The sequence below is a fragment of the Methanomethylovorans sp. genome (assembly GCF_041447285.1).
Lineage (GTDB): Archaea > Halobacteriota > Methanosarcinia > Methanosarcinales > Methanosarcinaceae > Methanomethylovorans.
In genome coordinates this window covers 96454-114333 of the sequence record NZ_JBGMEB010000012.1, presented here as the reverse complement: position 1 = coordinate 114333, position 17880 = coordinate 96454, and the positions used below count along the sequence as shown (strand labels likewise).

Below are 17880 nucleotides of genomic sequence, written 5' to 3'. Positions count from 1 at the left end.
TGGACGACATCTAAATACAATAAATGGAGTTTTTTCGAATAGATGCACCCCATTATATTTATATTGTAGTAATTATACCTCCTAATTAAAAGTGAAGTACAAACTAAAGTTACAAAAAATATGGGGATTATATAATGGATAAAATGACAAAAGTGGGTATTCTTGGTGCAGCTGCACTGATAGGTGCAGGATTAGCAGCATTGTCTGAAGAAAGAGTCAGAGAGTTTGTTAAGGAAAGGGTTGAAGCAGGTGCCCTCAGCAAAGAAGAGGGAAAGATATTAATGGAAGACCTGGTCAGTGAAACAAAAAAACAACGGCTAAACCTGGAGAAGAACGTTGTTGAAAAGATACGCAATACAGTTTCAAATGCTGACAAGGAACTTGCAAATCTCGAAGATCGGATTGACGAACTCAAAATCCAGGAACTTGAAGCAGAACTTGAAAAAATGAAAAATTTAAGGAAAACTTCAAAATAATCTTGTTATTGTGATCCTTCAACTACCCCTATTTATTACTTTTTTTTCATTGAAAAATACTGATATCATTGATGCTTACAATGGCATATCACAAATCAATGACAGTAGAGGAGTTTTAAGGTAACTCAAAATGAAAAAAGGTTGATATCAACTTGTAAACCAACCTTTTGTCCTCAGGCAGAACTTTACCAGCATGAGCATGACGGGTACCTCTATAAGCACACCTACTACAGTTGCAAGCGCAGCACCTGATGACAGGCCGAACAGAATGGTTGCAGTCGCAATTGCCACTTCAAAATGATTGGATGCACCAATCATAGCCGAAGGAGCAGCATCCTTATAGCTAAGACCCAAAACTTTGGATAGGACATACCCCAGCAGAAAAATGAATGTCGTCTGAATGAACAGAGGAATAGCTATCCATAGGATCGTCAGAGGCTGTGAAAGGATAGTTTCTCCCTTGAAACTGAACAACAGGACAAGCGTGATCAGCAAGGCTATGATAGTCACAGGCGTAAGAAGGTGCACAAAACTTGTGTTGAACCACGCTTCCCCTTTGCTTTTAATGATAAGCTTCCTAGAAACATATCCGGCAGCAAGCGGCAGAGCTACATATATACCTATGGAAAGAGCCAATGCCTGCCATGGAACTGGAAGTTTACCCACACCAAGCAGAAATCCTCCCAGGGGAGCGTAAAGGAACAGCATCGTAAGCGAGTTAATAGCTACCATCACAAGAGTATGAGCATCATTGCCCTTTGCAAGAAAACCCCAGACAAGTACCATTGCTGTGCAGGGAGCAATGCCCAGAAGGATACAGCCTGCCAGATAACTACGCCACAGAGGGATCTCAAGCATTTTCACGCCATCTGACATCACAACAGTACCTTCACCATAAGTTGCACCTACTGGCAGGTCAAGACCAAAAGGCATTTTAACAAGGTCCGTAGCCTCCGGACCGATGAAACCCAGGAAAAGCGTACCTAGGAAAAATACTGAAATAAGATACATGGTGAATGGTTTTATTGCCCAGTTGATGAACAGCGTAAGACCCACCGGTTTCATAGCCTTCCCAGCTTTCAGCACCTCCCCAAAATCTATCTTTACCATGATGGGATACATCATAAAGAATAAACAGATAGCTATTGGTATCGAAACCACAGGTGCTTCACCGACATAAATAGATAGACTGTCCAGATACAAAGCTACACCTGGAGCAAATCTCCCCAACAGTATACCTGCGATGATACACAGAATAACCCATATAGTAAGGTACCGTTCAAAAGAACCCAAACCTTTAGGTTCTTTAGTAATACAAGCTTCTGCTACCATGTTCAAGCTCCCTTATTCAGATAAATGCTTGTTTATATTTCCCCATTTTTCAAGTGAAACTGAAAAATCTCCAATATTTATTATGCGTTCTGCAAATATAACAGTACAACCCTAATATCAAAACATGTTGATATGAATGCTTATATAGCATCCAGTTTTCTTTTGAGCATCATGAAGTGTTGCCCGGCTGACAAAGATCTTAAAGAAGAATGGGAGCATGAATTGGAAAATGAAGCAAGTATAGATGAAAATGAGATCAGCAATCTGTGTAATATATTCAAAGTATTAAGTAATCCCCTCAGATTAAAGATAGCTTATCACCTATTAAAGCAAGAGTATTGTGTAGGAGCATTAGTTTATCTGCTAAGGGAAAAGCAGAACCTTGTATCTCATCATTTATCAATTATGAAAGAAAATGAACTTGTTGACTCTTATAGAAGTTCCAGATACACGTATTATAGACTAAAACCTGAAATACGCCTGATGTTAAGCAGCAATAGACAATTGTAAAAAAAGAAAGAGAAATCAATTTTGAATCTTAATCCTTATCTCCTGCGCAACAGCAGGATACATTGCCTTTAAGGATCTCTTTCCATTCGCCTATGACATCATGAGTCCAGCAGTCGTCAGCTCCTGCAGCTTCACGCATTGTCAAAGCCAGGATATAAGTAAGTTCTTTTACAGTTGCCCCTGCCTCAAGAGCACCTTTGAAATGCTTTAAAACACAAGGTTTTGAACGGGCTTTTATGGAAAGAGCAAAGCATATGAACTGATATGTTTTCTCGTCAATGGTCCTCTTATCCCTGTATATTTCATCGATTTCATCCAGCTTCTGTGCAAACTCCGGGAAAAACTCTTCTAACATTCTCATCTTATTCACCTGTTCATTCTATGTACGCATACCTTTCTAGATTCCCAAAACTTTGTCTAATTTAACCAATACCTCACTTACCTCATTTGAATCAACATCAAGCTGCTTGTTCTTTGCTACACCCAGCTCTGTTAACACAACGTGAGTATTAACTGTGAATCCTGCAAGTTCCAGTGATCTTCTCGTACAGTTAAGAGAACAGCCATCAATGGCAATGATCACATCTGTGCCTTCAGTAGACTTCATTATACCAGGGATCCTCCCTCCAATGCCTGCTGTGCACATCATCCTACCTTTTCCATTTTTAGTGAGCTCAATAGCCAGCCTATTTGCCAGTTGCCCTACATTAGAAGCGCCTGAACATGCATACAGACCAATGTTTGCAGCTTCGCATGCGCATTTTACTGTTTCTTCCATGATAAATCGCCTTTATTTAGAGAGCCACTCTTTTACTTTCTCAACACTTGGAACCTTGCCAGCTACCTTTACATCACCATCAACTACAACAGCAGGTGTAACCATTACACCATAGTTAAGAATGGCATTAATATCTTCAACTTTCAAAACCTCTGCATCGATGCCAAGCTCTGTAACTGCCTGTTCGATAATTTCTTTTGTTTTCTTGCATTTCGCACAACCTGAACCAAGTATTTCTATCTTCATTTAATCACCTTTCGAACTATTGTATAAAAAATAGCTTAGTAACCTCTTTTCAATATTGCTATCAATTCATCTGCATTTGGCATGTTCTTTCTGATCTTATTGAAGACCACTTTCATATCATAGTCGATCCGAATTATTTCAGCCTGGAATGAATCTGTATCAAATACTACGCAGCTTGCACGAGTATCTCCATCCCTGGGCTGGCCCACTGAACCCGGGTTCACCAATGTCACATCTGAGACCTTCCTTACAAAAGGAAGATGCGAATGGCCCACAAATATGAACTCTGCATCTACTCCTTTTATAAATTCCTTTATTGTATCTTCGGAAGTGTCGGGTTTGATATAATCGTAGAAAGATGTGGGACTACCATGAGTAAAATAGAGTTTTCTTCCGTTTTCCTCCCTTCTAAGGTCCATAGGAAGCTCGCGAAGGAACTCCAGCTGAGTAGTGTTCAGGATATTCCATGTGTACTCCCTGGTTGATTGAGAGAGGTGTTTATACGCGTAGCCACACCCACAATCCATCCTAAACGCCACTGCATTGTCATGGTTTCCAATAATAGTAGGGATTTTTTGGTCCAGCAGCACATCGATACACTCGCCCGGAGAAGGACCATAATCCACAATATCTCCCAGACAGATAACTTCATCATGAGATACAGCCATGACCGCGTCCAGAGCTTCTTTATTTCCATGGATGTCTGAAATTATCAATAACCGCATATATCAACCTCTTATTCTAGTCAAAGCACATAATAGTCAAATGCAATTCCCGAAATCATCGCCATTATGACTACCAGCACTATATATGAAAGTCCCTTTTTAACACCCATGATCCTGCTGATAACGATCATACTGGGCAGGCTCAATGCAGGACCTGCGAGCAGCATTGAAAGAGCAGGACCCCTTCCCATACCAAGATAAGTAAGAGCATTGATAATAGGAACTTCCGTAAGTGTGGAGAAGTACATTAGAGCAGCACTTAGAGAAGCAATGAAATAAGACAGCACGTTGTCACCACCCACGAGTTTCACTACAACCTCAGAAGGGAGCAACTCTACAATGATGCCTGCAAAGAATACTCCCACAAGCAACAACGGAAATATCATCTTTACAAGGAACCAAGTCTCTTGCATCCAGCTCACTCGTTCTTCCTTAGTGTACCACTTGAAAGACAGGTATACTGTAGCAGCTATGAGAGAGATCTCCACCAAAGCAAGAGCTTTCCAGGACTTGATTATTTCAGGGATCACAAGTATTGCCAGAAGCAGAAGGAAAAGCTGAACAGTGTGAGAGTGCTCTTCTGCGTTAAATGTCTTGATACCGTTGTGTTCACCATTTTTCTTCTCATATATGGTATGCATTATCAATCCAATGACCACTGATAGAAGAATCGCACCCACTGCCCTGGCAGCCCCGATATCATAGCCCAGGATCTTTGCAGTATAAACAATAGCCAAAATATTGATTGCAGGTGCAGAGAATAGGAAAGTAGTAGCTGGTCCAACTCCAGCCCCCCTTTTATAAATTCCCGCGAACAGCGGGAGTACAGTACAGCTGCATACTGCAAGGAGACAACCAGAAATCGCTGCGACGGAGTAAGAGATATATTTTGGTGTTTCAGCACCAAAATACTTTAGTACAGACTCTTTTGAAAAGAGTGACGCTATTGCACCAGCCAGGAAAAAGGCCGGAATCAGACATAGTAGTACATGCAATGCCAGGTATTCCTGCACAGATTGCAGGCCAACATTTAGCAGATGTATGAGATAATCTTGAGTCATGTATTTCAAATATATTTGAATCATTGTATTTAAAGCTTAGTATTTCAAAATAATTTGAACTTTACTGATAAACAGAAGAAACTAAAGAAACATGAGTATTTGAAATAATTCAAAACAACAATTCAGTACAGATACAGACTTTAATGATCGTTGGTTCAATGATCACTGTTTATGATCTATCTTGCCAGAAAAAGTACCTTTCTCCAGCAATTTACAGATAGCTGCAGCACCATTTAGATTTTCTGATAATTGGCGCATAGATTGTGCATTGTCTACGAATTCTCCATTATAGACTATTTCTTTTATGTATTCCAGTATCACTTCAGAAGATGTGGAATAATCAAGACGATACCCTACTCCATTTTCTTCTATTGCCAAAGCGTTGTTCTGCTGCTCTATATGATCTATGTCAGGAAAGGACAGCACAGGAATACCAAAACTCAGGGCTTCCATCAAAGTGCTATGCCCTCCCGGCACAATGAGAACTTCAGAAGCTTTAATACAAGGGAATTGGTCATTTATGAACTGTAGCATCTTCACGTTGTGAGGCAGATCTGTAAATTTATCAGAGTCTACACTCGGACCTGTAAGCAGAGTGTAATGTAGATCAGGAGACATTTCAGCAGCCTTGATGACCTTGAGAAAAAGAGGAGACCTGTAACCAAAACCACCTACTGTTGAAAGTATATGAGGGTGCTGCACCTGAGCTGGCATAACTTCCCCATAAGCCTTACCAACCACAGGTCCACTATAGAATACCTTTTTTTTCAGTTTGTCACTGAAACTGAGATTTTTCCTGCATATAGTGTAAGGCATGGGATAATCAGGAATAATAATGCCATCGACTATCTTGAAAACTCTTGAATAGAATTTTTTCACGATCTTAGCAAGGAATTTGCCAGAAATACCCCTATCCATAAAGAACTCCTCCATGTTAGACTGATTCATTATAAGATAGGATGGTTTTTTCATAAGCTTTGAAGCCAAAATACCAGTAAAATAACCATCTGAAACTACCACATCGGGATGAAACTTTTTAATGAGCTTTTTTATGTTGAGAATCCCAAAGAAACTGCCTTTTTTTATGGTTTTGAGGATAGAAGATTTAAGATCAAGAGTTCCAGTATTCCCCACAAGAGTGATCTCAGAGGGAATAGCAGTTACAGCATAACCCTTTCTTTCTATTAGCTCCTGAGAATATCCATAAGCTCCAAAGTGAACTTCATGACCTGCAGATACAAGTTCTTTTGCAAGAGCAATGCAACGGCTTGTATGTCCAAGACCTTCACCACAAACAAGTATCAGAGTTCTCATAAAAAATCAGTGTACTTAAATCAATTTAGCATAAAATAATTGCGTCTGAAGAAAGTGAATTTGGAAGTAATAAGGAAAACAGTGTGTTAAAACTAAAAATAAAAGCTCATCACGTTTTCAATATCTGACACCAGAGATCTGTTAGAGAGAATATATAGTAGCACAGGTATACCTGACATAGAGAACTTCTGAATGAAACGCATTGTAAGATAATTAAGATGAGGATAGCAAGTTATCTTACCTGTCGAGATAAAATTGATAATTTTGTCTAAGGACCTTACGCCGGTGAAGAATTCATTCCCTTCCTGTTGATTCATACTAAAGACAAGTTCAACCCATGCAGCTAACTCTTTAGTTATATGCTTCCACACAGGATCGTCCATGACAAGGTAATAGTTCCCTTTAGAGATATTTGAGAAATACTCTCTGAAAGTATCACCTTCTGCCATAGTATAGACAGATCCGATGCTGCCTGTGTGGCTGTCAGTAGTAACAACCATGCCTTTACCCAAACTATGCGCTAGAGACATGGCAAAAAGATTCTTTTGCTCGAGGTCCTGCATATTATATTCAATAATAGGAAAATGCCTGGCAATTTCAGGAACAGCAAAAAGGTTTGGTTTTTCTCCCACTGCAAACCAGAAAGGATGGTTGTACATATATGGAAGATCCTGTTCCTTTAGATAATCAATAAGCATGAAAATACCATGCTGCTTTGTAACTATAGATTTCATTTCTCTGAATTGCGCTTTATCCAGTTCGAATACATTCACATGTATCGTATGACCTACATTCTCCAGATCAGTAACTGATAACTCAACCCCTGGAATGAGCATGTCCCTTTTCCATCCCAGGATATCAAAGGCTTCTACTGTATCATGATCAGTAAAAGTAATATAGTCCATTCCTCTCGAAACTGCCCTATTGAACAAAACTTCCGGGTGAACTGATTTACCCCCAGGAACATCATAGGAACAACTGGTATGCACGTGCAGATCAGCTCGTTTCCAACCTTCATTTAATTCAGTAGCTTTTTGCGAAGGAATGACTTTTTTAAGAGAGTATCGGATATCTTTGCTCAATGTCCACACACTCGAATAATTGATTATTATTCAGTGTTAAAATTGTTTCAATGCATAAATACCTAACCTTGGGAATTATTGCTCCCGGGAGAAGGTAAAAGAAAAAAGGATAAATTTACTTCTGTTATTCACCAATTTTAAAAATGATGAATTTCCATATTTTGTCTTAATAAATGCTCATCATCTTTTCTATCTCAGAAACCTGTGACCTTTTTGACAATGTGTAAAGGAAAAAAGGCAAACCGGATGTGGACAATTTCTGAATTGACCTCATTGTAAATAGGTTAACATTCGGATGTTCTGTTAGCTTTTCACTTAAGATCAGTTTTACAGCCCTGTCTAATAAATTGACACCTGTAGAAAATTCATGTTGGGATATCCTATCCATGTTGAAAACAAGTTCTATCCAGGCGCTAAGCTCTTGAGTAATATGTTTCCAGATAGGCCCATCCATGACAAGATAATAATTACCTTTACTGATATTCTTAAAATATTCTCTGAAATCATCACCTTTTGCCATTGTGTAGACAGCTCCGATACCACCGGTATGACTGTCTGTTGTAACTGCCATACCTTTTCTGAACCGGTGGGCAAGTGCCATGGAAAACAGATTCTTCTGTTTAAGGTCCTGCATGTTATATTCAATTACAGGAAAATGTTTTGATAGTTCCGGAACCGCAAGTAAATTTGGCTTTTCCCCTACAGCAAACCAGAAAGGATGATTGTACATGTATAGAAGATCATTGTCATTCATAAAATCAATCAGGCTAAAGATATCCTGCCGCTTTGTTGCTATGAATTCCATATCCTGAAACTGTTCTTTGTCAAGCTCAAAGACATTTATATGTACAGTGTGCCCCACATTGCACATATCGGTAACAGACAATTCCACTCCCGGAACCAGTCTTTCCTTTTTCCATCCTAACATGTCGAAAGCTTCTACAGTATCATGATCTGTAAACGTCACATAACCCATATTTCTTGACAGGGCTTTTTCAAAAAGTCTTTGTGGATGAACTGTGCTACACTTAGGAACATCATATGAGCAGCTGGTATGTACATGCAGATCCGCTTTTTGCCAGCCTTCATCCATCAACTCCATCGTTTTGTCAGATGAAAGCACTTTGTTCATGGAGAAACGTGCTTTTTTGTGCAAATTCACACATCCTTATTTTGTCACCAAGATATAGATTAAGTTAGAACAAGTTTTATAAATATATCCCCTTTATAGAATATAGTAATTCTAATAACTATATATTTTATTGGTGAACACACTATATGCCAGGAGATTAACTAAAGCTTATACTTACCGCGGGGATATTGATGAAATTCCTAATATTCATGTGTGGCGAAGGGTTAGGACACACTGGCAGATGTATTGCCATCGGGAAGGAACTTATGGCTAATGACCATGAAGTCTATTTCGGAGCATATGGTTACTCAAAGGAACTTGCGGAAAAAGAAGCATACAAAGTATACAGGATACCACAGGAACTCCGGCTAGTTGGAAGTTCTGGAGGATTCGACTTGAAGAGCTCCATAAAGTGTACCCTGTCCGTAATTGACATTGCAGGAATGTACCACGTTTTTAAAATGGTGAAAAGTTTAAGGCCGGATGCTGTTATTTCAGATGGATACTATCTGGGAATATTAGCAGCTCACGTGAAAGAGATACCCATCTATGTAATAGCCAACCAATCAAATATGGTAGAATTCTTCCGGGAAAAAGGCTTTCTCATGAGCTTACTTGGAAATATCACAAAGAGATTCTATGAGCAAGTGTATACTATTGCGCATGCTATAATAGTACCTGATTTCCCTTCTCCTTACACTGTTTGCAGGAATAATCTCTCCTTCCCTGGAAAAGTACAGGCAAGGATCAAATACAGTGGGCCTATTATACGCAAAACACCTGAAAAAACAACCGGGAAAAATCTTGTTCATCCTAATGTACTGTGCATAATAGGCGGATTCGGTTATAGGTATCCCATATTGCAAAAAGTCATTTCCACAGCAAAATTGGATAAAAACATTCAGTACACTATTGTTACGGGCCCTAACATAAGTCCTGCGCAATTAACAGAAATACCGGAAAACGTGGAAGTGCAGGATTTCATATCTGACCCTTTCCCCTACTACAAGAGTGCAGATATTGTTATCAGTGCCTGTGGACACGGAACTACCATGGAAACACTGAGCTATGGAGTGCCAATGCTGGTATTTCCAGATAGGGGACAAAGAGAACAGGAAAACAATGCACAATTAATTGATGAAATGAATTATGGAAAAAGAATGGATTACGAAGTGTCTGCTGATTCATTGCTTAAATCTATCAAAGAGGTGCTTGCCAGCAAAAAAATTAAAGAAAGAACTAATATGCTTAAAATAATGGCAGCTGACCTGGAAGGTACTGTTTTCATGAGAAAACTACTGGAAAAGGATCTTCTGGTCCACGTTGCAACAAAAGATGGAGATACTTCATCAAGCTAATATGATTCCGTAATACTTTATCTGCCATTTTCAGCAGCTGAGGATCAACATAGGTAGGTATACCAATACAATATATGCCTGCCTTTTTTGCAGCTTCGACACCATAAGGAGCATTTTCAAAAACAATGCAATTTTCAGGATCTGTTCCAAGATATTCCAATGCTTTTAAGTATGGATCAGGATTGGGTTTTCCTTTAACAACATCATCACCCGATACCACTGCATTGAAATGGACGCTGAAATGACGGTCTAATATACCATCAACCGCATTGCGGTCTGAGCCTGAAACTACTGCAAGTAAGTAATCTTTGGAAAGCAATTCCAAACAATGAGTAATGCCTGGAAAGGGTTTGACATTCCTTATATCGAAAAAAGTCTGTTTTCTGGCAGCAATTGAAGAAAAAGAGTCAAAAGAACCGAAAATACCCTGATGGTGCAAGATGTTATCAATAATTCCCCTATCATTCGCACCCTCCAACCTGTAAATGGAATCCTGGGATATAGCTATCCCTTCCTCCAAAAAAGCCATTTTCCAAGCAGCAGCATGCAGATGCATGGAGTCTACAAGCACACCATCCATATCAAAAATCAGGGCGTGTTTCATGCTATATAGATACAGAATAGAATATATAAAAGTGCTGGAAATGAATACCCAGCTAAATAAAGTAGAATATTTAGATGAACTTCTGAAGCCCTTCAAAATCCAGCGTTGCAAAGTAGTCATCTACGGTTTCAGCTCTGCGTATCTGTACAAAACTACCATCTGCTCTTAACAGGATCTCAGCGGAGCGCAGTTTACCATTATAGTTAAAACCCATGGCATAACCATGAGCTCCCGTATCATGAATCACCAGAATGTCCCCACGCTCCACTTCAGGAAGCATGCGATCAATGGCAAACTTATCATTGTTCTCACAAAGAGAACCAGTGACATCATACTTGAAAGTCGGTTGCTCATTTTCCTTATCAAGGACAGTTATGTGATGATATGCACCGTATATTCCCGGCCTCATGAGGTTGGCCATGCATGCATCCGTGCCTACATAGTCTTTGTAGATGTGTTTCATGTGCCTGACAGTGGTTATCAGATAACCATATGGCCCGGTAATGACACGTCCGCACTCAAGATAGATCTTAAGAGGAGCTAAACCATTTGCCTCAATGGTTTTTACGTACGCATCCTTTACACCTCTGGCAATGACATCATAAGGCACTTGCTCCTGATCGGGACGGTATGGTATGCCAATACCTCCGCCAAGGTTTACAAACTCAAACCTTATGCCAAGTTCTCTGGAGATATCAGCTATGAGTTCAAAAAGGATCTTTGCAGTTTCTATAAAGTACTGGGGATTCAGCTCATTGGATGCCACCATTGTATGCATACCAAATCTCTTCACACCCTTATCCCGCATGTACCTGTAGCCCTCAAAGAGCTGTTCACGGGTAAAACCATACTTTGCTTCCTCAGGCTTTCCAATTATTGCATTGCCTTCCTTAAGAGGACCCGGATTATATCTGCAACATATAAGCTCCGGCAGACCTGCCCCATCTTCCAGGAATTTGATGTGGCTAATATCATCAAGATTTATTATAGCACCCAGTTCCTTTGCCTTCCTGAATTCTTCTGCAGGAGTGTCGTTGGAACTGAACATGATATATTCGCCCACGATTCCAGTCTTCTCTGCAAGCAACAACTCGGGCAGAGAACTGCAGTCAGCTCCAAAACCTTCTTCCTTGAGAATTTTCATGATATATGGATTTGGAAGAGCTTTCACAGCAAAGAACTCCTGGAAACCCTCTAATATGCCAAAGGCTTTCTTGAGCCTGCGGGCATTCTCCCTGATACCTTTTTCATCATATAGATGGAAAGGTGTAGGATATTGTGCAATAATCTCAGAGATCTTTTCTTTTGTGAAAGGGAGTGCTTTAGATACCATATTCTACCCTCAAAGCCAAAAAGGCTGTATATGAACCGTCATATAACGGTAATTGGAACTAACTATACCTGCTTAGATAAATACTCATTGGGAAATATAGGAAGATACAATGTCCAATAATTCACTTTCAGAAGGTCAGGATGCACCTTTGTTCTGCCTGCCAGACCAGAATAATGAAGAGATCTGTTTGAAAGACCTGAGAGGTAAATGGCTAGTATTGCATTTTTACCCTCGCGATAATACTGCCGGATGCACAAAAGAAGCACAGGATTTCACTTCGCTTAAAGTTGAATTTGAAAAAGAAGAAGCAATGATCATTGGGATAAGCAAAGACAGCATTGCATCTCATCAGAAGTTCATTGAGAAAAGGGAACTGGGGATCACTCTCCTTTCAGACACAGATGTTACTGTTCACAAGCTGTACGATGTATGGCGCCTGAAAAAATTCATGGGAAAGGAATCCATGGGTACTGTAAGAACAACATTCCTTATTGATCCAAAAGGCATTATAGTGAGTATTTGGGACAATGTAAAAACAAAGGAACATGCACAGATAGTGCTGGGAAAATTGAGATCGGTAAAAAAAATAGAAAAAAAATGATTTCCTAAATGTCTAATTTGCCAGACAGATATGAAAAGATAAGAATATAACCCATTGCCAGCAAAAATAGTGAGATGATCCATGCCCATCTTAAAATTCTTGCCAGGTTATGAGGTTTTCCTAGCTGCGTGAAGAAACGATCGACCATATTGGGCCGATCATCTTCTGGGTTTCCAGATCCCATATATAAGAATCTTATCCTTTGATCTTCTTGAGTCTGAACGTATTCTCTCTTTCCATCTCTTCCAGACGGAGCCTGATGAAGTTCATAGCTTCCTGCATTTCAGGTATGACCTTGAACTCAAGAGCATTGACACGGCGCTTGGTCTTTTCGATATCATCGAGCAGCTTCTTCATAGTAGTCTCGATCTCTGCTGCCACAATGATATTCTCCACCAGCTTCTCATAGGCGTCTGCGGCTTCATCGGTGTAGGAACTAGTTCCCAATATACCATAGCCACGTTCTTCTATGGATTTGCGTACACTGGAAGATTCGATCTTGGGGACCACGACACCCATTATGTTCCTGCTTTCAAGTTCAATTTGGGGAATGTTCTCCAAGGCAAAAGCTGTGGATTTGACAGTAATGATACCGTCAACAGCATTTGCAAGACCTATCTTCTTATTAGCCACTTCATAGGCTTTGTCCAGCTCTGACCTAACATCCTTTGCTTTGCTAAGGATATCGAAGAACTCAAGGATCAAACCATCTCTCTTCATTTTAAGCAATTTGTGACCGCTCTGAGAGAGCTTGATCTTCTTCTTGAGCTCTATGAGCTCGGACCGGGTTGGTTTAACATCCTTTACGCCCATGTTCGTTCACCAGATTCCCTTTAGTTGCTCTTCTTATGAGCAGGGTGGTACTTCTCTATGAACTTGTTGTCTACTCTTGTAAGCAGTGCTTCCGGAAGTTCAGACAGAATAGACCATGCAACATTCAGCGTATCCTCGATGGACCTGTCTTCGTTTCTTCCCTGACGCACGAACCTGTCTTCGAACAGATCTGCGAATTCAAGGATCCTCTGGTCCCTCTCAGACAATGCTTCTTTACCTACGATAGCCACCAGGCCTCTTAAGTCACGACCTTCTGCGTATCCTGCATACATCTGGTCGGAAACTGCTTTGTGGTCATCCCTTGTCTTACCTGCACCGATACCTGAGTTCATCAGACGGGACAGTGAAGGCAGCACGTTGATTGGAGGGTAGATACCTTTTCTGTGCAATTCCCTTGAAACCACGATCTGTCCTTCAGTAATGTACCCAGAGAGATCAGGGATGGGGTGAGTGATATCGTCACCAGGCATGGTGAGGATAGAGAACTGTGTAACAGATCCTTTTCTGCCTTTAATGACACCTGCACGCTCATACAAGGATGCAAGATCAGTGTACATGTAACCTGGATAACCTCTACGTCCTGGAACCTCTTCACGGGCAGCACCCATCTGACGCAATGCTTCGCAGTAGTTGGTGATATCTGTAAGGATAACAAGCACGTGCATATCATGCTCATATGCTAGATACTCAGCTGCGGTAAGAGCCATCCTTGGAGTGATAATACGCTCGACTGCTGGGTCATCTGCAAGGTTTAGGAACACCACTGCTCTTTCAAGTGCACCAGTCTTCTCAAAGTCTTCCATGAAGTACTGTGCTTCCTCATTGGTAATACCCATTGCAGCGAACACTACTGCGAATGCTTCTTCAGAACCTGGCACTTTTGCCTGTCTTGCTATCTGCAGAGCAATCTCATTGTGGGGGAGACCTGAACCAGAGAAGATAGGCAGTTTCTGTCCCCTCACAAGTGTGTTAGTTCCATCGATCGTGGAAATACCGGTCTGGATGAATTCCTCAGGTGGCATCCTTGAATAAGGATTCATTGATGCACCGTTAACATCGATCCTGTCTTCCGGAACTATTCGCGGCCCACCATCAAGAGGCTCACCAGATCCTGAAAGGATACGGCCTAACATGTCCTTTGAAACTGGTAATTTGATTGTTTCGCCGGTAAATACTACTCCAGATTCCTCATTGAGTCCACCAGTACCTTCGAAGACCTGTACAGCTACTATGTCAGCTGATGTATCAAGTACCTGACCTCTCTTAGTACTACCATCTGGCAGGTTGATATTCACAAGTTCACCGTAACCCACTGGTTCGGTCTTTTCGATGAATACAAGAGGGCCTGAGATCTCTACTATAGTCTTATATTCCTTGGTCATTTTAATTGCCTCCAAGCTTTGCGAACTCAGAATCCATCTTCTTCAGGACCTCATCAAGTGCTTTGTCAAAGTTCTCTTCGAATTTGACCTTTGCAAGATCATCCTTTGATTCCATGGATAGAATCTTTTTCATTGGAGCACCTGCTTCAAGAGCAGCTGAGGCCATGTCACTGTACTTGGATATAGCTTTCAACAACTTGTACTGCTTATCAAATGAACAGTAAGTATCCACAGGGTGGTATGCATTCTGCTGAAGGAAATATTCACGGATCATACGACATATTTCCAATACCAGCTGCTGGTCTTCCGGCAGAGCATCGGAGCCCACGAGCTGCACAATTTCCTGCAGTTCGGATTCACGCTGGAGCAAGTCCATTGCATTGTTCCTGAGAGTATTCCAATCTGGAGCGACGTTCTCACTGAACCAGCCTGCAAGTGAGTTACTGTAAAGACTGTAACTGGTAAGCCAGTTAATAGATGGGAAATGCCTCCTCTGTGCAAGCTTGGCATCAAGAGCCCAGAAAACCTTTACGATACGCAGAGTGTTCTGTGTAACTGGTTCTGAGAAGTCACCACCAGGTGGAGATACTGCACCGATAACCGTAATAGAACCATTCACTCCTGCTAGAGATTTTACATAACCTGCTCTCTCATAGAACTCTGACAGTCTTGCTGACAAATAAGCTGGGTAACCTTCCTCACCAGGCATTTCTTCAAGCCTTGAGGAGATTTCTCTCATAGCTTCTGCCCATCTTGAAGTGGAATCTGCCATAAGGGAAACATCATATCCCATGTCACGGTAGTATTCTGCAATGGTGATACCAGTGTATACTGATGCCTCACGGGCAGCCACCGGCATGTTGGAAGTATTTGCGATGAGCACAGTACGTTCCATAAGCGGACGGCCAGTCTTTGGGTCCTGCAGTTCTGGGAACTCATTAAGAACATCGGCCATCTCATTACCACGTTCTCCACAACCGATGTAGACCACAATATCAGTGTCACTCCACTTAGCAAGCTGCTGCTGAGTAACAGTCTTTCCTGAACCGAATGGGCCGGGGATTGCGGCAGTACCTCCTTTTGCAACCGGGAAAAGTCCGTCGAGAATTCTCTGACCGGTGATAAGAGGAGTCTTTGGTAAGAGTTTCTTACTTACTGGTCTGGGTGCCCTGACAGGCCACTTCTGCATCAGCTGCAGTTCAGTACCATCTGTAAGTACACAAACGGTTTCATCTACAGTGAACTTTCCGGCCTTTATTTCAGCCACTGTGCCTGAAACTCTTGGAGGGACCATGATCTTGTGTTCGATGTTCTCGGTTTCCTGTACAAGACCGATAACTTCTCCACCCTTTACCTTATCGCCCTTAGCGACAGTGGGTTTGAAATCCCATTTTTTCTCCCTGTCAAGTCCGTTTGCAGTTACACCCCTCTGAATGAAATCTCCCATTTTCTCCTGGAGAACCTTCAGAGGCCTCTGGATACCATCATAGATACTTTCCAGCAGACCTGGACCAAGCTCTACTGAGAGGGACATTCCTGTGTTTTCCACGGGTTCACCTGGCTTGATTCCAGATGTGTCCTCATATACCTGAACTGTGGCTTTGTCACCTTCAATTCTGATGACCTCACCCATCAATCCTTCATGACCAACTTTGACCACGTCATACATTTTTGGTTTGATACCGGTAATAGTAACGACTGGTCCGGCCACACGATAAATTTCACCTTTTATTTCCACAGATCTACACCTACCGATTGTTTTATCTTTTCCCTTAAGTTCGAACTTTGACCACTACCTCCCAGAGTAACAACAGTCGGTTCAACAGATTCATTGATCGTGTCCCTCAACATCTCCGGTAGTCTGGACAGGTCATCTCCATGCAATACAAGTATTCCAATATCCCTGTCCTCAAGCACCTTTCTTACAGTAGGTTCAAGTTCTACATGGTTATTAACTTCAAAGATCTTCTTTATTCCAGCCAGCCTGAATCCAGTGACAAACTCGCTGCTGCCTACTACTGCAAGTTCCATCAGATCACCAACTGATTCTTTATTTCCTCATCACTTAGACCAACTGCCTTCCCACGAATAATCATACGCAGATTATTGACTTCATTCTGTTTACCCAGAATATAGTCCATGATCATCACGATGGAGAGAGGATATAGATGAGAGAAACTTACCGAAGTTTTTAATCTCAATTTTTTTAGCTTTGCCTCTAGATCTACGAAAGAATCCATCTTTGGAGAGCAGCAGTCAGAAATATCATCCCAGTAAGGACTATTTGCAAGTCCAGTGACGAACTCTTCAAATGACAATGGCATCATTTTCTCTATGTCTTTTAACTTAAGCTTTAAGCCGCCATCAATCATGAGAGTCATCATATCAGGACTGGTAAGTCTATATTTCTTGAGCCTGAACAGAGTGGTCAAATTTTTGATGTCAATTTCTGTCCTGACAAACTCACTGAAGAGTTTTCTGTCTTTAGACTTTGGCTCACCAATGGCTCTGAACAGATCTTCATAATACTTCATATCAAGACGATTCTCTATCTCTGACAAATTCTTACCGTCATAATCTTTCAGGATAGAATAGTATTCGCTTTGTGCCAGAGATGAAATAACATCTTCAGGAGTGGGCTTAGCAGATAATTCTGACAAGAAAGTATAAGTAAGGCGGCCTGCTGCAACAATTGCCTCCAGTATATCTTCTGTAGAAGCATTGCAATGTTTCCCACGAAGAATAGTCTTGATGTTCCAGATGTCATATTTCTGAAGATATTGGAAGATAAGGAAGTTAACTTCACCTTCTGAAATATTCAGTAGTTTAGTGAAGGTCACAGCCAGGTTCCTGTTCAGCGCATGCTCGATGAGATCAACACCAGCATACGACCTTGCAAGTTCATCAACATCCTCTTTGTATTCCAGTTCTCCAACAAATCTGGTGATTTCATCAATTTGCATGTTCAGGAGCCGCGGATAAGTTTCTTTAGGAAGCAGCTTGCTCTTCATTGCATGTACACGTGCAGTAGTATATGCATAATTAGAATGCCCCTTAGGCCGTGACTTTTCACTATCGACCCCACGCTTTAATCTCTGCAAAAGCCGCATAT

At 41.1% G+C, this 17880-nt stretch carries 20 protein-coding genes; 4 read left to right on the top strand and 16 right to left on the bottom strand.

The annotated features are described in order from the left end of the window. Positions 1–134: 134 nt before the first annotated feature. Entirely contained in the window at positions 135–476 is a 342-nt protein-coding gene (locus ACC612_RS08205; RefSeq protein ID WP_371854047.1) for a hypothetical protein, read from the top strand. 147 nt (positions 477–623) lie between these two features. Here the strand turns inward: ACC612_RS08205 and arsB are convergent, their stop codons facing one another. Beyond that, positions 624–1808, bottom strand: coding sequence for an ACR3 family arsenite efflux transporter (gene arsB, locus ACC612_RS08200; protein WP_371854046.1), 1185 nt, complete (start codon positions 1806–1808; stop codon positions 624–626). Between the two features lie 171 nt (positions 1809–1979). Between arsB and ACC612_RS08195 the strand changes: the two genes are divergently transcribed. Then, positions 1980–2318: an ArsR/SmtB family transcription factor gene (locus tag ACC612_RS08195; RefSeq protein WP_371854045.1), complete on the top strand. Its 339-nt coding sequence runs from the start codon at positions 1980–1982 to the stop codon at positions 2316–2318. 28 nt (positions 2319–2346) lie between these two features. Here the strand turns inward: ACC612_RS08195 and ACC612_RS08190 are convergent, their stop codons facing one another. The 8 genes from ACC612_RS08190 to ACC612_RS08155 all read right to left on the bottom strand — a co-directional run bounded on the left by ACC612_RS08190 (position 2347) and on the right by ACC612_RS08155 (position 8680). Then, on the bottom strand, positions 2347–2679 hold the full coding sequence (locus ACC612_RS08190; protein WP_298684312.1) for a carboxymuconolactone decarboxylase family protein: 333 nt from the start codon (positions 2677–2679) through the stop codon (positions 2347–2349). A gap of 36 nt (positions 2680–2715) precedes the next feature. Further along, entirely contained in the window at positions 2716–3096 is a 381-nt protein-coding gene (locus ACC612_RS08185) for a putative zinc-binding protein (RefSeq protein WP_371854044.1), read from the bottom strand. 12 nt (positions 3097–3108) lie between these two features. Then, on the bottom strand, positions 3109–3342 hold the full coding sequence (locus ACC612_RS08180; protein ID WP_371854043.1) for a thioredoxin family protein: 234 nt from the start codon (positions 3340–3342) through the stop codon (positions 3109–3111). 35 nt (positions 3343–3377) lie between these two features. Next, positions 3378–4067: a metallophosphoesterase gene (locus tag ACC612_RS08175; RefSeq protein WP_371854042.1), complete on the bottom strand. Its 690-nt coding sequence runs from the start codon at positions 4065–4067 to the stop codon at positions 3378–3380. 20 nt (positions 4068–4087) lie between these two features. Continuing rightward, the gene (locus ACC612_RS08170) at positions 4088–5128 is read right to left on the bottom strand and encodes a permease (RefSeq protein ID WP_371854041.1); all 1041 of its coding nucleotides are present in this window, start codon (positions 5126–5128) and stop codon (positions 4088–4090) included. 162 nt (positions 5129–5290) lie between these two features. After that, positions 5291–6442: a UDP-N-acetylglucosamine--N-acetylmuramyl-(pentapeptide) pyrophosphoryl-undecaprenol N-acetylglucosamine transferase gene (locus tag ACC612_RS08165; protein WP_371854040.1), complete on the bottom strand. Its 1152-nt coding sequence runs from the start codon at positions 6440–6442 to the stop codon at positions 5291–5293. A gap of 92 nt (positions 6443–6534) precedes the next feature. Beyond that, positions 6535–7524 carry a PHP domain-containing protein gene (locus tag ACC612_RS08160; RefSeq protein ID WP_371854039.1) on the bottom strand — a complete coding sequence of 330 codons (990 nt, stop codon included), beginning with the start codon at positions 7522–7524 and terminating at the stop codon, positions 6535–6537. Between the two features lie 166 nt (positions 7525–7690). Then, the gene (locus ACC612_RS08155) at positions 7691–8680 is read right to left on the bottom strand and encodes a PHP domain-containing protein (RefSeq protein ID WP_371854038.1); all 990 of its coding nucleotides are present in this window, start codon (positions 8678–8680) and stop codon (positions 7691–7693) included. A 167-nt stretch (positions 8681–8847) separates the two neighbouring features. On the opposite strand from ACC612_RS08155, the gene ACC612_RS08150 reads away from it, so the two are divergent. Further along, complete coding sequence (locus tag ACC612_RS08150) at positions 8848–10014, top strand: UDP-N-acetylglucosamine--N-acetylmuramyl-(pentapeptide) pyrophosphoryl-undecaprenol N-acetylglucosamine transferase (RefSeq protein ID WP_371854037.1); 1167 nt, start codon at positions 8848–8850, stop codon at positions 10012–10014. Here ACC612_RS08150 and ACC612_RS08145 read toward each other — a convergent pair. Both ACC612_RS08145 and ACC612_RS08140 read right to left on the bottom strand, forming a co-directional pair. Further along, positions 9941–10618: an HAD family hydrolase gene (locus tag ACC612_RS08145; RefSeq protein ID WP_371854036.1), complete on the bottom strand. Its 678-nt coding sequence runs from the start codon at positions 10616–10618 to the stop codon at positions 9941–9943. The genes ACC612_RS08150 and ACC612_RS08145 overlap by 74 nt on opposite strands. Before the next feature lie 70 nt (positions 10619–10688). Further along, entirely contained in the window at positions 10689–11951 is a 1263-nt protein-coding gene (locus ACC612_RS08140) for a diaminopimelate decarboxylase (RefSeq protein ID WP_371854035.1), read from the bottom strand. Between the two features lie 109 nt (positions 11952–12060). Between ACC612_RS08140 and bcp the strand changes: the two genes are divergently transcribed. After that, positions 12061–12552, top strand: coding sequence for a thioredoxin-dependent thiol peroxidase (gene bcp / locus ACC612_RS08135; protein ID WP_371854033.1), 492 nt, complete (start codon positions 12061–12063; stop codon positions 12550–12552). A 195-nt stretch (positions 12553–12747) separates the two neighbouring features. On the opposite strand, the gene ACC612_RS08130 is transcribed toward bcp, so the two are convergent. Genes ACC612_RS08130 through ACC612_RS08110 form a run of 5 tightly spaced genes read right to left on the bottom strand, consistent with a single transcriptional unit; the run spans position 12748 to position 17878 of the window. Continuing rightward, entirely contained in the window at positions 12748–13365 is a 618-nt protein-coding gene (locus ACC612_RS08130) for a V-type ATP synthase subunit D (RefSeq protein WP_371854032.1), read from the bottom strand. 20 nt (positions 13366–13385) lie between these two features. Then, on the bottom strand, positions 13386–14768 hold the full coding sequence (locus ACC612_RS08125) for an ATP synthase subunit B (RefSeq protein WP_371854031.1): 1383 nt from the start codon (positions 14766–14768) through the stop codon (positions 13386–13388). Position 14769: 1 nt separating this feature from the next. Continuing rightward, positions 14770–16506, bottom strand: a complete 1737-nt coding sequence (locus tag ACC612_RS08120) for an ATP synthase subunit A (RefSeq protein WP_371854029.1) — start codon at positions 16504–16506, stop codon at positions 14770–14772. Further along, the gene (locus ACC612_RS08115; RefSeq protein WP_371854027.1) at positions 16497–16799 is read right to left on the bottom strand and encodes a V-type ATP synthase subunit F; all 303 of its coding nucleotides are present in this window, start codon (positions 16797–16799) and stop codon (positions 16497–16499) included. Before ACC612_RS08115 ends, ACC612_RS08120 begins: the two co-directional genes overlap by 10 nt. Beyond that, entirely contained in the window at positions 16799–17878 is a 1080-nt protein-coding gene (locus ACC612_RS08110) for a V-type ATP synthase subunit C (protein ID WP_371854026.1), read from the bottom strand. The genes ACC612_RS08115 and ACC612_RS08110 overlap by 1 nt, the downstream gene beginning before the upstream one ends. Positions 17879–17880 lie beyond the last annotated feature (2 nt).

What these genes read in the sequence shown, in the direction of transcription:
- ACC612_RS08115 (WP_371854027.1), bottom strand. Translation starts at nt 16,799, where the DNA reads ATGGAACTTGCAGTAGTAGGCAGCAGCGAGTTTGTCACTGGATTCAGG.
- ACC612_RS08110 (WP_371854026.1), bottom strand. Translation starts at nt 17,878, where the DNA reads ATGCGGCTTTTGCAGAGATTAAAGCGTGGGGTCGATAGTGAAAAGTCA.
- arsB (WP_371854046.1), bottom strand. Translation starts at nt 1,808, where the DNA reads ATGGTAGCAGAAGCTTGTATTACTAAAGAACCTAAAGGTTTGGGTTCT.
- ACC612_RS08190 (WP_298684312.1), bottom strand. Translation starts at nt 2,679, where the DNA reads ATGAGAATGTTAGAAGAGTTTTTCCCGGAGTTTGCACAGAAGCTGGAT.
- ACC612_RS08180 (WP_371854043.1), bottom strand. Translation starts at nt 3,342, where the DNA reads ATGAAGATAGAAATACTTGGTTCAGGTTGTGCGAAATGCAAGAAAACA.
- ACC612_RS08165 (WP_371854040.1), bottom strand. Translation starts at nt 6,442, where the DNA reads ATGAGAACTCTGATACTTGTTTGTGGTGAAGGTCTTGGACATACAAGC.
- ACC612_RS08145 (WP_371854036.1), bottom strand. Translation starts at nt 10,618, where the DNA reads ATGAAACACGCCCTGATTTTTGATATGGATGGTGTGCTTGTAGACTCC.
- bcp (WP_371854033.1), top strand. Translation starts at nt 12,061, where the DNA reads ATGTCCAATAATTCACTTTCAGAAGGTCAGGATGCACCTTTGTTCTGC.
- ACC612_RS08185 (WP_371854044.1), bottom strand. Translation starts at nt 3,096, where the DNA reads ATGGAAGAAACAGTAAAATGCGCATGCGAAGCTGCAAACATTGGTCTG.
- ACC612_RS08130 (WP_371854032.1), bottom strand. Translation starts at nt 13,365, where the DNA reads ATGGGCGTAAAGGATGTTAAACCAACCCGGTCCGAGCTCATAGAGCTC.
- ACC612_RS08205 (WP_371854047.1), top strand. Translation starts at nt 135, where the DNA reads ATGGATAAAATGACAAAAGTGGGTATTCTTGGTGCAGCTGCACTGATA.
- ACC612_RS08125 (WP_371854031.1), bottom strand. Translation starts at nt 14,768, where the DNA reads ATGACCAAGGAATATAAGACTATAGTAGAGATCTCAGGCCCTCTTGTA.
- ACC612_RS08195 (WP_371854045.1), top strand. Translation starts at nt 1,980, where the DNA reads ATGAAGTGTTGCCCGGCTGACAAAGATCTTAAAGAAGAATGGGAGCAT.
- ACC612_RS08175 (WP_371854042.1), bottom strand. Translation starts at nt 4,067, where the DNA reads ATGCGGTTATTGATAATTTCAGACATCCATGGAAATAAAGAAGCTCTG.
- ACC612_RS08140 (WP_371854035.1), bottom strand. Translation starts at nt 11,951, where the DNA reads ATGGTATCTAAAGCACTCCCTTTCACAAAAGAAAAGATCTCTGAGATT.
- ACC612_RS08150 (WP_371854037.1), top strand. Translation starts at nt 8,848, where the DNA reads ATGAAATTCCTAATATTCATGTGTGGCGAAGGGTTAGGACACACTGGC.
- ACC612_RS08170 (WP_371854041.1), bottom strand. Translation starts at nt 5,128, where the DNA reads ATGACTCAAGATTATCTCATACATCTGCTAAATGTTGGCCTGCAATCT.